At 68.9% G+C, this 13,873-nt stretch carries 12 protein-coding genes and 1 pseudogene; 4 read left to right on the forward strand and 9 right to left on the reverse strand.

The genetic code is table 11. From position 1 onward, the window contains the following. Positions 1–126: 126 nt before the first annotated feature. From FHT26_RS24350 to scpA, 8 genes and pseudogenes are all read right to left on the reverse strand, one after another. A complete protein-coding gene (locus tag FHT26_RS24350; protein WP_168562689.1) occupies positions 127–1,683 on the reverse strand; it encodes a type 1 periplasmic-binding domain-containing protein in 1,557 nt (518 codons plus the stop codon). A 204-nt stretch (positions 1,684–1,887) separates the two neighbouring features. Then, complete coding sequence (locus tag FHT26_RS24355; RefSeq protein ID WP_168562690.1) at positions 1,888–2,172, reverse strand: hypothetical protein; 285 nt, start codon at positions 2,170–2,172, stop codon at positions 1,888–1,890. Between the two features lie 68 nt (positions 2,173–2,240). Beyond that, positions 2,241–2,705, reverse strand: coding sequence for a VOC family protein (locus FHT26_RS24360; RefSeq protein WP_168562691.1), 465 nt, complete (start codon positions 2,703–2,705; stop codon positions 2,241–2,243). A gap of 132 nt (positions 2,706–2,837) precedes the next feature. Next, the gene (accC, locus tag FHT26_RS24365) at positions 2,838–4,838 is read right to left on the reverse strand and encodes an acetyl-CoA carboxylase biotin carboxylase subunit (RefSeq protein ID WP_168562692.1); all 2,001 of its coding nucleotides are present in this window, start codon (positions 4,836–4,838) and stop codon (positions 2,838–2,840) included. 11 nt (positions 4,839–4,849) lie between these two features. Continuing rightward, entirely contained in the window at positions 4,850–6,382 is a 1,533-nt protein-coding gene (locus FHT26_RS24370) for an acyl-CoA carboxylase subunit beta (RefSeq protein ID WP_168562693.1), read from the reverse strand. Position 6,383: 1 nt separating this feature from the next. After that, positions 6,384–7,379, reverse strand: coding sequence for a methylmalonyl Co-A mutase-associated GTPase MeaB (meaB, locus tag FHT26_RS24375; RefSeq protein WP_349238215.1), 996 nt, complete (start codon positions 7,377–7,379; stop codon positions 6,384–6,386). Between the two features lie 276 nt (positions 7,380–7,655). Further along, positions 7,656–7,847: pseudogene (locus FHT26_RS30640) on the reverse strand (GIY-YIG nuclease family protein); the annotation flags it as partial. 37 nt (positions 7,848–7,884) lie between these two features. Next, a complete protein-coding gene (gene scpA, locus FHT26_RS24385) occupies positions 7,885–10,050 on the reverse strand; it encodes a methylmalonyl-CoA mutase (protein ID WP_168562845.1) in 2,166 nt (721 codons plus the stop codon). Positions 10,051–10,122: 72 nt separating this feature from the next. Here scpA and FHT26_RS24390 point away from each other — a divergent pair, with 72 nt between their 5' ends. From FHT26_RS24390 to FHT26_RS24405, 4 genes are all read left to right on the forward strand, one after another. After that, a complete protein-coding gene (locus FHT26_RS24390; protein WP_168562694.1) occupies positions 10,123–10,803 on the forward strand; it encodes a GntR family transcriptional regulator in 681 nt (226 codons plus the stop codon). A 38-nt stretch (positions 10,804–10,841) separates the two neighbouring features. Next, positions 10,842–11,339, forward strand: coding sequence for a dihydrofolate reductase (locus tag FHT26_RS24395; RefSeq protein WP_168562695.1), 498 nt, complete (start codon positions 10,842–10,844; stop codon positions 11,337–11,339). A gap of 46 nt (positions 11,340–11,385) precedes the next feature. Continuing rightward, the gene (locus tag FHT26_RS24400; RefSeq protein ID WP_168562696.1) at positions 11,386–11,961 is read left to right on the forward strand and encodes a DUF4337 domain-containing protein; all 576 of its coding nucleotides are present in this window, start codon (positions 11,386–11,388) and stop codon (positions 11,959–11,961) included. Between the two features lie 86 nt (positions 11,962–12,047). Then, the gene (locus FHT26_RS24405) at positions 12,048–12,473 is read left to right on the forward strand and encodes an OsmC family protein (protein WP_490362810.1); all 426 of its coding nucleotides are present in this window, start codon (positions 12,048–12,050) and stop codon (positions 12,471–12,473) included. A gap of 259 nt (positions 12,474–12,732) precedes the next feature. Here the strand turns inward: FHT26_RS24405 and FHT26_RS24410 are convergent, their stop codons facing one another. Then, a complete protein-coding gene (locus FHT26_RS24410; RefSeq protein WP_168562698.1) occupies positions 12,733–13,866 on the reverse strand; it encodes a hybrid sensor histidine kinase/response regulator in 1,134 nt (377 codons plus the stop codon). Positions 13,867–13,873 lie beyond the last annotated feature (7 nt).

A 13,873-nucleotide genomic window follows, 5' to 3' on the forward strand; every position in this document is an offset into this window, starting at 1 on the left:
AAGAACGAAGGCGACGGCTACGCCAACCGCTGGGCCAGCGCCGTCCCGGCCGGCCTGACCACCGCCGACGACCGCGACATCACCGAGTTCACCGCGGGCATCCGCCACGCGTTCTGACGCGGCGGCTCAAGGCGCGCAGCGCCACGGGTACTGCGTGACCGGGTCGGCAGCGGGCACCGGAATGCAGCGCAGGTGCGCGGTGAATTGCGGGGCGAGCGGCGCCGCGTTGGCCGCCCCCGCGATGCCGGTGTAGCGCTCGTTCGGGTCCATGCAGCCGCCGGCATCGAAGGTGTAGCCGGCGCCGCCGGCACCCAGGTACTGCATGGCCTGCGCGCCGCACAGCGGGTCGTGCACCCCCAGCAACACCGTGACCGTGTTCGCATTGATGAGCGCGCGCTGGACCGCATCGAGCCGGTCGCTGAGCCGCGCCATCTCGATGCCGGAGACGCCGTGCGAATAGCCCGGGATCCGCTGCGGCAGCACCTGCTGCACCGGGTCGGTCGCCAGCTGCCCGCCGAGGAAGCGGTCGGCCGACTGGTGCAGGAAGGCCTGGAAGTCGAACACCGACGCGGTCAGCACGCGCGGGTCGCCGAGAAAGCCGTCGATGTCGCCGGCCGCCATCGTGTTGCTCATCGCGCTCTCGATGAACAGCGGCGGGTTCGGGTTGCCGCTGGCCGTCAGCGTGTAGACCTGCGGCAGGAAGCTGGCCCGGATGCCCGCCAGCACGTCGATCGCGGGATACGCGGCCATCAGCCTGTCGATGGCCAGGCAATCGATCGGCGGGCCGTTGCGCAGCCGGCCCGTCACCGGATCGGCGGTGGCATCGGGGTTCTTCGCCGGGTCGAAGATGTCCCTGCCGGTGAGCAGCCCTGCCGGCGTCTGTTCGGTCGCCCGGCAGTTCAGGTAGGTCGGGATCACCCACGGCGTGGAACTGCTGAAGCCCGGCCACGGGTTGTTCGGCGGCTGCACGGTGGCGGCGAAGGTCTGGTTCGCGACGGTCACCACCTGGACGTCCGGGTTCACCGAACGCGCACCGAGCAGGAAGGCGTTCGCATTGGTGGCGTCCTGCACCGGCGCGGCCTGCCCGGCCGCCGGCCCATCGAAGTTCATCAACAGCCCGACGGTGTTCGACCGTGTCGCGAGCCCGGCCACCACGCCCTTGGCATACCAGCCGCGGTATTCCTGCGGCAGGTACCAGTGGGCATTGTTCTGCGGGAACAGCGTGGCCGGCGCGGGGCTGCGGTAGACCAGGAACTGGATCTCGGGGTGCGCGAGCGCCGCGGCGACCCAGGCGGCGCGGGTCGAACTGGTGGCCTCGAACAGCAGCTTCGCCGCGCCATAGGCGGCACCGGTCGCATCGAGCACCGGCTGCCCGAGCGAATCGACGCCGTCGATGCACTGCTGGTAGGCCTGCGCGGCATTCGGCAGCGAGGGCGGCACGGTCGGGCCGGTGGCCTGGGTGTCGTACTGCACCAGCCGGAAGCGGAAGTCGCTGCGGCTCGCCGCGAACGCCTGCTGCTCCGACAGGTTCATGCGCGCAAAGTTCGATTGCGCGCGGCCCGCCACGTTGCACCACACCGGCGCCAGCGGGACGGCCTGTGCCGGCAGCGGCGCCCCGATCAGCCAGAACGCGGCCACCACGGCGGCCAGCCCCATTCCATCCCGACATTGCCGATTCGCCATCATCAACTCCTCGTTGCGGTCAAGAAATCGCAATGTAAGGAGCGATCGCGGGCGTGGGAACGCCCGTCGGCCACGCATTCGAGGGAGTCCAGACGTCCCCTTCGGCGCAGCGCTCGCGGCGACGCGGCGAAGGCGCTTCGCGCGCCTGTCCGCGGCGCGCACGGCCGGCATCGAATCCGGCTTCGACCATCACCGCTGACCCGCTCAGTGCTGGGCGTCGCGCATCAACTGGGCCAGCATGGCCACGATGGCCGCCCGCTGCGGCGCCGTCGCGCCGCCGGTGCCCAGCACCGCCAGGCGCAGCGCCGTCACCGGCTCGGCACCGGCCAGCAGGTGACGGGTCAGCTTGGTGAGGATCAGGCCCGCGAGCATGCAGTGCAGCGCCCCGGCCGCGGCATCGTCGTCGGCCAGCGGCAGGTCCGCGAAACGGGTGCTGGCCGTGACCAGCACGTCTGCCGCCGCCAGGAGTTCATCGGTGTTCATCGTCATCGCGAAATTGGACCGGCCGGTGCGCCGGCCGTCATGAACATCGGATGAACAAACCATGACGGAGCGCGTCAGCCGAGCGCCGCGACGATCTCCGGCGGCGCCTGCACCAGCTCGATCAGCACGCCTTCGCCGGCGACCGGGAACTCGTCGTTGTGCTTCGGGTGCACGAAGCAGATGTCGTGGCCGGCGGCGCCCTTGCGGATGCCGCCGGGGGCGAAGCGCACACCGTTCGCGGTGAGCCATTCGACCGCGCGCGGCAGGTCGTCGATCCACAGGCCGATGTGGTTCAGCGGCGTGGTGTGGACGGCCGGCTTCCTGTCGGGGTCGAGCGGTTGCATCAGGTCGACCTCGACCTTGAACGCGCCGCGGCCCATCGCGCAGATGTCTTCATCGACGTTCTCGCGTTCGCTGACGAAGTTGCCGGTGACCTCGAGGCCGAGCTTGTCGACCCAGAGGGTGCGCAGGCGGTCCTTGCTCGGGCCGCCGATCGCGACCTGCTGGATGCCGAGGACCTTGAAGGGACGTTGGGTCATGGAAAGTTCCTCTCGTTGCGCTGCGCTTCGACAGGCTCAGCGCGAACGGTGCTGGGTGAACGGCACTTCGACAAGCTCAGGGCGAGCGGGATTTTCCGTTCGGGCTGAGCCTGTCGAAGCCCTGCCCGCATCTCACTGGAACCGGATGATCACTTGGTCGACCGCCAGGCTCTCGCCCTTGGCGGCCGACACCTCCGCGACCACGCCGTCCTGTGTCGCCACCAGGATGTTCTCCATCTTCATCGCCTCGATGGTCGCGAGCCGCTCGCCGGCGCGCACCTGCTGCCCCGGCGCCACCGCCACATCGACCAGCAAGCCCGGCATCGGCGACAGCAGGAACTTCGACAGGTCGGGCGGTGCCTTGAACGGCATCAGCTTCTGCAACTCGGCCACGCGCGGCGACAACACCCGCGCATCGATCTGCGCGCCGTCGTGCGAGACCCGATACGCCAGCCCCAGCCGCTCGATCTGTGCGACGAAGGGCTTGCCGTTGCAATGCCCGCGGATCACCAGGTCGCGCAGGTTCGAATCGAACTCGACCAGGTAGCGGGCCTCGCCCACCCGCACCTCGTAGCCGCCGCCCTGCGGCCGCACCGTCAACGCGGTGCGCTCGCTGCGCCCCTCGCCCAGCGGCACGACGACGACGAAGTCCTCGCCGACCTGGAACTCGTGCCCCGGCATCTGCCCGCTGATGCCGGCCGCGCGCTCCAGGTGCTGCCGGTTCGCCACCGCCGCCAGCGCGCGCAGGAACAGCGGGTCGGCCGGCGTCACCAGCTCGGCCGAGAAGCCCTTCGGGAAATGCTCGGCGATGAAGCCGGTGTTGAAGTCGCCGGCGACGAACTTCGGGTGTGCCAGCAGTGCCGCCTGGAACGGGATGTTCGAATTGATGCCGCGGATCGCGAAGCCGTTCAGCGCGTCGCGCATCTTCGCGATTGCATCGGCGCGGTCGCGGCCGTGCACGATCAGCTTCGCGATCATCGAGTCGTAGAACATCGGGATCTCGCCGCCCTCGTAGACGCCGGTGTCGACCCGCACGCCGCCCTGCTGCGCCGGGGGCAGGTAGCGCACCAGCCGGCCGGTCGACGGCAGGAAGTTGCGGAACGGATCTTCGGCGTTGATGCGGCATTCCATCGCCCAGCCGTCGCGCTTGATCTCGCGCTGCGTGAACGGCAGCGTCTCGCCGGCCGCGACGCGGATCATCAGCTCCACCAGGTCGAGCCCGGTGATGCCTTCGGTCACCGGATGCTCCACCTGCAGCCGGGTGTTCATCTCGAGGAAGTAGAAGCGCTTGTCCTTGCCGACCACGAACTCCACCGTGCCGGCCGACTGGTAGGCCACCGCCTTCGCGAGCGCCACCGCCTGCTCGCCCATCGCCTGGCGGGTGGCCTCGTCGAGGAACGGGCTCGGCGCCTCTTCGATCACCTTCTGGTGGCGGCGCTGGATCGAGCACTCGCGCTCCCACAGGTACACCGTGTTGCCGTGCGCATCGCCTAGCACCTGGATCTCGATGTGGCGCGGCTCCTCGACGAACTTCTCGATGAACACCCGGTCGTCGCCGAAGCTGTTGCGGGCCTCGTTCTGGCACGCGGTGAAGCCTTCGAAGGCTTCCTTGTCGTTGAACGCGACGCGCAGGCCCTTGCCGCCGCCGCCGGCGCTCGCCTTGATCATCACCGGGTAGCCGATGCCCTTGGCGATCTCGACCGCATGCTGCGCGGTGTCGATGGCCGCGTTGTGGCCGGGGATGGTGTTGACCTTCGCGGCCGCCGCCAGCTTCTTCGATGCGATCTTGTCGCCCATCGCCGCGATCGACGAATGCTTGGGCCCGATGAAGACGATGCCTTCCTCCTCGACGCGGCGCGCGAACTCCTCGTTCTCGCTGAGGAAGCCGTAGCCCGGGTGCACCGCCTGCGCGCCGGTCTGCTTGCAGGCCGCGATGATCTTGTCCATCACCAGGTAGGACTCGCGCGATGCGGCCGGACCGATGTGCACCGCCTCGTCGGCGAGCTCGACATGGCGCGCATCGCGGTCGGCATCGGAATAGACGGCAACCGTCTGGATGCCCATCTTCTTCGCGGTGTGGATCACGCGGCAGGCGATTTCGCCGCGGTTGGCGATCAGGATCTTGGTGAACATCGTGGCGCCCTTCACAGAGGAATGTTGCCGTGCTTGCGCCACGGGTTCTCGACTTTTTTGTTCCTCAGCATCACCAGCGAGCGGCAGATGCGCCGGCGCGTCTCGTGGGGCTGGATCACGTCGTCGATGAAGCCGCGCGCGCCGGCCACGAACGGGTTCGCGAACTTGGCCTTGTACTCGGCCTCGCGCGCGGCCAGCTTCGCCGGGTCGCTCTTCTCGTCGCGGAAGATGATCTCGACCGCGCCCTTCGCGCCCATCACCGCGATCTCGGCGTTCGGCCACGCGAAGTTCACGTCGCCGCGCAGGTGCTTGGAGCTCATCACGTCGTAGGCGCCGCCGTAGGCCTTGCGCGTGATCACCGTGATCTTCGGCACCGTGCACTCGGCATACGCATACAGCAGCTTGGCGCCGTGCTTGATGATGCCGCCGTACTCCTGGCTCGTGCCCGGCATGAACCCGGGCACGTCGACGAAGGTGACGACCGGGATGTTGAACGCATCGCAGAAGCGCACGAAGCGCGCCGCCTTGATGCTGCTCTTGATGTCGAGGCAGCCGGCCAGCACCAGCGGCTGGTTCGCGACCACGCCGACCGTCTGGCCCTCCATGCGGCAGAAGCCGATGATGATGTTCTTCGCGTATTCCGGCTGCAGCTCGAAGAAGTCGCCGTCGTCGGCGGTCTTCACGATCAGCTCCTTCATGTCGTAGGGCTTGTTCGGGTTGTCGGGCACCAGCGTGTCGAGCGACAGGTCGATGCGCTCGGCCGGATCGTTGCTCGGCCGCACCGGCGCCTTCTCGCGGTTGTTCAGCGGCAGGTAGTTGTAGAGCCGGCGCAGCATCGCCAGCGCGTCCACGTCGTTCTCGAACGCCAGGTCGGCCACGCCGCTGCGGCTGGTGTGCGTGGCCGCGCCGCCGAGCTCCTCGGCCGTCACCTCTTCATGCGTCACGGTCTTCACGACCTCGGGGCCGGTGACGAACATGTACGAGCTGTCCTTCACCATGAAGATGAAGTCGGTCATCGCCGGCGAGTAGACAGCGCCGCCGGCACACGGCCCCATGATCATGCTGATCTGCGGCACCACGCCCGAGGCCATCACGTTGCGCTGGAACACCTCGGCATAGCCGCCGAGCGAGGCCACGCCCTCCTGGATGCGCGCGCCGCCCGAATCGTTCAGCCCGATCACCGGCGCACCGACCTTCATCGCCTGGTCCATCACCTTGCAGATCTTCTCGGCGTGCGCTTCGCTGAGCGCGCCGCCGAACACGGTGAAGTCCTGGCTGAACACGAACACCAGGCGGCCGTTGATCATGCCGTAGCCGGTGACGACGCCATCGCCCGGGACCTTGTTGTCGGCCATGCCGAAGTCGTGGCAGCGGTGCTCGACGAACATGTCCCACTCCTCGAAGGTGCCTTCGTCGAGCAGCAGTTCGATGCGTTCGCGTGCGGTCAGCTTGCCCTTGCCGTGCTGGGCCGCGATGCGTTTTTCGCCGCCGCCCAGTCGCGCGAGCGCGCGCTTGGCTTCGAGTTGTTCGAGGATGTCGTGCATGTCAGCTCACTCCGGGTGGTACGTCGGATGCAAAGAGGCGCAGCAGCGTGTGCGCGGCCGATGAGGGGGCGATGCGTGCGGCCGCGACGTCCTGCGTGACGCCGGCGAGTGCGGCGTGCACGCGCGGATGGTGCTTGAAGTCGGCGTGCAGCCGGGCGTGGATCAGGTCCCACATCCAGGCCTCGGCCTGGCGCTGGCGGCGGCGCTCGAACTCGCCGCTCGCGCGGCGTTCGGCGGCGAACTGCTGAACGCGCTGCCAGAACTCGCCGATGCCCTGCGACTTGAGCGCGCTGATCTGCATCACGCGTGCCGGCGGCACATGGTCGGGGCGGCCGTGGAAGCTGAAGACGCGCAGCGCGCTGGTGATCTGCGCTTCGGCGCGGGTCGCGGCCACCGGGTCGAGGTCGGCCTTGTTGATGACGACCAGGTCGGCGAGTTCCATCACGCCCTTCTTGATCGCCTGCAGGTCGTCGCCGGCATTGGGCAGCTGCAGCAGCACGAACATGTCGGTCATGCGGGCGACCGCGGTTTCGCTCTGGCCGACGCCGACGGTCTCGACCAGCACCACGTCGTGGCCGGCGGCCTCGCAGACCAGCATCGCCTCGCGGGTCTTCTCGGCCACGCCGCCGAGCGTGCCGGACGACGGGCTCGGGCGGATGTAGGCGGCGTCGTTGACGGACAACTGCTCCATGCGCGTCTTGTCGCCGAGGATGGAGCCGCCGGACACGGTGGACGACGGGTCGACGGTCAGCACCGCGACGCGATGCCCCTGGGCGATCAGGTGCAGGCCGAAGGCTTCGATGAAGGTGGACTTGCCGACGCCGGGCACGCCGGAGATCCCCAGGCGCAGCGATCGACCGGTGTGGGGCAGCAGCGCATCGAGCAGCGCGTCGGCCCGCACGCGGTGGTCGGGGCGGGTGGATTCGAGCAGCGTGATGGTCTTGGCGACGGCCCGGCGCTGGCGGGCAAGGACGCCTTCGAGAAGTTCGTCGGCCACCCCGCCCCGTTCGGGCTGAGCTTGTCGAAGCCCGGGTGCCGTGCGCGCAGGCCCTTCGACAGGCTCAGGGCGAACGGGGGGGCGAGTGGATTCAGCACGGGCCAGTGGAGCCAGGCCCTCGTCCCGTTCGGGCTGAGCTTGTCGAAGCCCTGGTGCCATGCGCGCAGGCCCTTCGACAAGCTCAGGGCGAACGGGGGGCGGAGCGGCCTGTCGCGAACGCGCCAACGCAGAGACCTTGTCCCAATCCCCCGCGACCAGCGCCTGCTTCTTCGCCCGGCTCCACCCCTTCACCCGAAGCTCCCCGGCCAGCGCCTCTTCGCGTGTCGCGGTTTCCTGCGCCCACACCAGCTGCACCGGTCGTCGCTCATGCGTGTACCCAGGAATCTCCCCGGCCGTGTGCTGCGCCACCCGGCGCTCCAGCTCGTCGGTGTGCCCCACGTAGAAGCTGCCATCCGCACAGCGCAGCATGTAGACGAAGAACGGCTTCACGCGGTCGTCCGTCCGCTCAGCCCGCCAACGCCTTGCGGATCTGCTCCAGCACGTCCTTCGCGCTCGCCGGGATCGGCGTGCCCGGCCCGTAGATGCCCTTCACGCCGGCCGCATACAGGAAATCGTAGTCCTGGCGCGGGATCACGCCGCCGACGAACACGATGATGTCGTCGGCGCCCTGCGCCTTCAGCGATTCGATGATCGCCGGCACCAGCGTCTTGTGGCCGGCCGCCAGCGTGCTGACGCCGACCGCGTGCACGTCGTTCTCGATCGCCTGCCGCGCGCACTCTTCGGCGGTCTGGAACAGCGGTCCCATGTCCACGTCGAAGCCCAGGTCGGCGAACGCGGTGGCCACCACCTTCGCGCCGCGGTCGTGCCCGTCCTGCCCGAGCTTGGCGATCATCACCCGCGGGCGCCGGCCCTGTTCCTGCGCGAACTCGGCGATCTCCTGCTGGAGCTTCGCCCAGCCCTCGGCACTGTCGTAAGCGGCTGCATACACACCGGTCACCTTCTGCGTATCGGCGCGATGGCGCCCCCACACCTTCTCCAGCGCATCGCTGACCTCGCCCACCGTCGCGCGCGCGCGCACCGCGTCGATCGACAGCGCCAGCAGGTTGCCCTCGCCGCCCTCGGCGCAGGCCGTCAGCGCGTTCAGCGCCGCTTGCACGGCCGCCGCATCGCGCGACGCACGCACCTGCGCCAGCCGCTTCAGCTGGTTCTCGCGCACCGCATGGTTGTCGATGTCGAGGATCTCGATCAGGTCTTCCTGCTTCAGCTTGTACTTGTTGACGCCGACGATCACGTCCCTGCCCGAATCGATGCGCGCCTGCTTCTCGGCCGCGCTCGCCTCGATCTTCAGCTTGGCCCAGCCGCTGTCGACGGCCTTCACCATGCCGCCCATCGCGTCGACCTCCTCGATCAGCTTCCACGCGGCATCGGCCATGTCCTGCGTCAGCTTCTCCATCATGTAGCTGCCGGCCCACGGGTCGACCACGCTGGTGATGTGCGTCTCTTCCTGGATGATCAGCTGCGTGTTGCGCGCGATGCGGGCGCTGAAGTCGGTCGGCAGCGCGATCGCCTCGTCGAGCGCGTTGGTGTGCAGGCTCTGCGTGCCGCCGAACACCGCCGCCATCGCCTCGACCGTCGTGCGCACCACGTTGTTGTACGGGTCCTGCTCGGTCAGGCTCCAGCCCGAGGTCTGGCAGTGCGTGCGCAGCATCAGGCTCTTCGGGTTCTTCGCGCCGAAGCCGCTCATGATCCGCCACCACAGCAGCCGCGCCGCGCGCATCTTGGCCACCTCGAGGTAGAAGTTCATCCCGATCGCCCAGAAGAAGCTCAGGCGGCCGGCGAACTCGTCCACGTCCAGCCCCTTGGCCAGCGCCGTCTTCACGTACTCCTTGCCGTCGGCCAGCGTGAAGGCCAGCTCCAGCGCCTGGTTCGCGCCGGCCTCCTGCATGTGGTAGCCGCTGATGCTGATCGAGTTGAACTTCGGCATCTGCTTCGCGGTGTACGCGATGATGTCGCCGATCACCCGCATGCTCGGCTCGGGCGGGAAGATGTAGGTGTTGCGGACCATGAACTCCTTGAGGATGTCGTTCTGGATGGTCCCGCTCAGCTGCGCCTGCGGCACGCCCTGCTCCTCGGCCGCCACCACGTAGCCGGCCAGCACCGGCAGCACCGCGCCGTTCATCGTCATCGACACCGACACCTTGTCGAGCGGGATGCCGTCGAACAGGATCTTCATGTCCTCGACGCTGTCGATCGCGACGCCGGCCTTGCCGACGTCGCCGGTCACGCGCGGGTGGTCGCTGTCGTAGCCGCGGTGGGTGGCCAGGTCGAACGCGACGCTGACGCCCTGCGCGCCGGCGTCGAGCGCCTTGCGGTAGAACGCGTTCGACGCCTCGGCGGTCGAGAAGCCGGCGTACTGGCGGATCGTCCACGGCCGCACCGCGTACATCGTCGCCTGCGGGCCGCGCACGAACGGCGCGAAGCCGGGCAGCGTGTCGGTGTAGGGCAGTTCGCGGGTGTCGGCGGCGGTGTAGAGCGGCTTCACGCGGATGCCCTCGGGCGTCACCCAGTCGAGCGCGTCGACCTGCCCGCCCGGCGCGGATTTCGCGGCCGCCTTCTGCCATGCCGGCAGGGCATCGGAATTCAACAACGCGCCGTCTGGGTCGCCAGACATCTTCGGGTCGGACATGGGCCTGCTCCGCTGGACGACCCGGCAGGCGTCGTCCATAATTCAAAATTGAATTATATGTCCAAGGTTTCCACCGCGAAGGCGGCCTCCCTCGCCGGCCCTGCGACGCTGCCGGCCACCCAGGCGCTCTATGTGCAGGTCGCCGAGCGCCTGCGTGCGCGCATCATGGCGCACACGCTGGCGCCCGGCAGCTGGATCGACGAGCAAGCCCTGACGGCGGAGTACGGCATCAGCCGCACGCCGCTGCGCGAGGCGCTGAAGGTGCTGGCCGCCGAAGGGCTGGTGACGATGAAGCTGCGCCGTGGCGCCTACGTCACCGAGGTCTCCGAGCGCGACCTCGCCGAGGTGTTCCACCTGCTGGCGCTGCTCGAGAGCGATGCCGCCGCGGCCGCCGCCCGGCTGGCGAGCGACGCGCAGCTGGCCGAGCTGCAGGCGCTGCACCAGGCGCTCGAAGACAGCGTGGCCGACCGCGACGCGTTCTTCCGTGCGAACGAGCAGTTCCACATGCGGCTGCTGGAGATCGCCGACAACCGCTGGCGCCACCAGCTGGTGACCGACCTGCGCAAGGTGATGAAGCTGAACCGCCACCACTCGCTGTTCAAGCAGGGCCGGCTCGACGCCTCGCTGAAGGAGCACCGCCGGATCATGGCCGCGCTGAAGGCGCGCGACGGCGCGAAGGTGCAGCAGCTGATGCAGCAGCACCTGACGAACGGACGGGATGCCGCCATGCCCGGCTGACACGAAACCCGGCCTCGCCCGAGGCGACAATCCTGCCCATGACACGCTCCCGACCGCTGATCAGCCTGATCGCCGCCGTGGCCCGCAATGGCGCCATCGGCAAGGGCAACGCCCTGCTCTGCCACATCTCCGAAGACCTGAAGTTCTTCAAGCGGACCACGCTCGGCGCGCCGGTGCTGATGGGCCGCAAGACCTGGGATTCGATCGGCCGGCCGCTGCCGGGGCGGCGCAACATCGTGATCACCCGCCAGCCGGACTGGCACGCCGACGGCGCCGAGCGCGCCGGCTCGCTGGCCGAGGCCGTCGCGCTGGCCGGCGAGGTGCCGAAGGCCTTCGTGATCGGCGGCGCCGAGATCTACCGCGAGGCGCTGCCGCTGGTCGACGAGCTGGTGATCACCGAGCTCGATGCCGAGTTCGAGGCCGACGTGTTCTTCCCCGCCTGGGATCGCTCGCAATTCAGCGCGGAGCCCGGCGAGTTCCAGACCAGCCCGGATGGCATCCGCTACCGCTGGGTCATCTACAGGCGCCAAGCCTGATCAGCGCAGTTTCAACCGAAGTTTCCACAACAACGAGGAGGACCCCATGTCCGAACACGGTTTCCACGTCCACGGCCCGCACGACCACGAGCTGGAGCACGCCGCCCAGCACAACCCCGACGGCCACGCCGGCCAGCTGGCGGTGATCACCGCGATCCTCGCGACGGTCGGCGCGATCTTCTCGTACATGGGCGGCGCGACGCAGGCCAATGCCGGGCTGTTCAAGAACGACGCCGCGATCAAGAAGACCGAAGCGTCGAACCAGTGGAACTACTACCAGGCCAAGAGCAGCAAGCAGAACCTGGCCGAGCTGGCGGTCGAGCTGGCGCCCGAAGGCCGGCGCGCGTTCTACACCGAAGAGATCAAGCGCTACAAGACCGAGAAGGCCGAGATCATGACGGCCGCGAAGAAGCTCGAAGACGAATCGACCGCGTTCGACAAGCAGAGCGAAGAGCAGATGCACCAGCACCACCGCTGGGCGCAGGCGACCACCGCGCTGTCGATCTCGATCGCGATGGCGGCGATCGCGCTGCTGACCAAGCGGCGCTGGACGGAGTACGCGGTGTACGGGCTCAGCGCGCTCGGCCTCACGCTCGGTGTCGCGGCCTGGCTGCATTACTGACCTGAGGGTCGTCCCCGCGACGCTGGCGGGGGCATGCCTCGCCGCGCTACGCTGCGTGCTCCACAACCAGGAGCGCGCGCATGAAGATCAACCGCAAAGGTTCGGCCCAGTGGTCGGGCGGCATCAAGGACGGCAAGGGCTCGATCTCGACCGAGAGCGGCGCGCTGAAGGACTACCCCTACGGCTTCGCCAGCCGCTTCGAGGGCATGCCGGGCAGCAACCCCGAAGAGCTGCTGGGCGCGGCGCATGCGGCCTGCTTCACGATGGCCTTGTCGCTGATCCTCGGTGAAGCCAAGCTGCGGGCCGAGAAGATGGACACCACCGCGAAGGTCACGCTGGAGCAGGTCGAAGGCGGCTTCGCGATCAGCGCGGTCCATCTGACGCTGACCGCCCAGGTGCCGGGCGCCGACAACGCGACCTTCCAGGAACTGGCCGCGAAGGCGAAGGCCGGCTGCCCGGTGTCGAAGCTGCTGAAGGCGGACATCTCGCTCGAGGCGACGCTGGTCGCGTGACCGCCCCTTCGACAAGGTCCGGGCGGAGGCGACACACCCGTTCGGGCTGAGCCCGTCGTGGCCTTGGCTCCCTGCGAACAGGCCCTTCGACAAGCTCAGGGCGAAAGGGGGGATGCACCCGTGCGGGCTGAGCCTGTCGAAGCCCTGCCTCCCTGCGAGCAAGCCCTTCGACAAGCTCAGGGCGAACGGGGGAGGATGCACCCGTTCGGGCTGAGCCTGTCGAAGCCCTGCCCCCCTGCGAGCAAGCCCTTCGGCAAGCTCAGGACGAACGGGAGCGGAGAGTTCCTCCGTCCGCAATCCGGCGCGGCAGCACCACCGTGAACACCGTGCGGTTGCTGTCGCCGCACGGCTCCACGTCGACCCGCCCGCCGTGCGCCAGCACGATCTGCTGCACGATGTAGAGCCCCAGGCCCAGCCCTTCGCTGCGCCCGCGCGGGCGTTCGCCGCCGCGGAACGGGTCGAACAGCGACGGCAGCAGCTCCGGTGCGATGCAGCCTGCGTTCGCGACCACCAGCGTCAGCTGCGCCGGGTCGTCGCCGTCGAGCACCAGGTCGACCGCCTCGCCCGGCTCGCCGTGCTGCAGCGCATTGCCGACCAGGTTCGCGACCACCTGCGACAGCCGCTCGGCATCCCACTCGCCCGTCAGGTCGCCGCTGCGCCGGGTGACGATTCGCGCCTCGGGCAACGCGGCCTGCAGCTCCTGCAGCACCCGCTCGACGATCGGCCCCAGGTCGGCCGGCTCGCGCTGCACCGCGATGCCGCCGGCCAGCCGGCCGCGCGCCAGGTCGAGCATGTTCTCGATCATCGCGCTCATGCGCCGCCCGCCCTGCAGGATGCGCCCGGCGGTCTTGCCGGTGACGTCGTCGGGCGCGCGCCGCTGCAGCAGCGTGGCCGAGGTCATGATCGCGTTCAACGGGTTGCGCAGGTCGTGGCCGAGCATCGCGACGAACATCTCGTTCAGGCGCAGCGTCTCGGTGCGCTCTCGCAGCTCGTGCGCCAGCTGCTGCTTCTGCCGGTACAGCTGGAAGAACACCTCGGCCTTGTTGCGCAGGATGTGCGCCTCGATCGGCTTGAACAGGAAATCGACCGCCCCGCTCTCGTAGCCCTTGAAGATGCGCTGCTGGTCGCGCCCGCCGGCCGTCACGAAGATGATCGGCACATGGCGCGTGCGTTCGCTGCCGCGCATCAGCTCGGCCAGCTGGAAGCCGTCCATCTCGGGCATCTGCACGTCGAGCAGCGCCAGCGCCACGTCGTGCACCAGCAGCAGTTCCAGCGCCTGCGCGCCCGAGCGCGCCTGCAGCAGCTCGACGCCTTCGCCGCGCAACAGCGCCGACAGCGCCAGCAGGTTCTCCTCCAGGTCGTCGACCAGCAGGCATTTCACCGGTGCAAGCATGCGTTGC

Origin of the sequence: Rhizobacter sp. SG703, from assembly GCF_012275445.1 — a bacterium.
Classification (GTDB): domain Bacteria; phylum Pseudomonadota; class Gammaproteobacteria; order Burkholderiales; family Burkholderiaceae_C; genus Rhizobacter.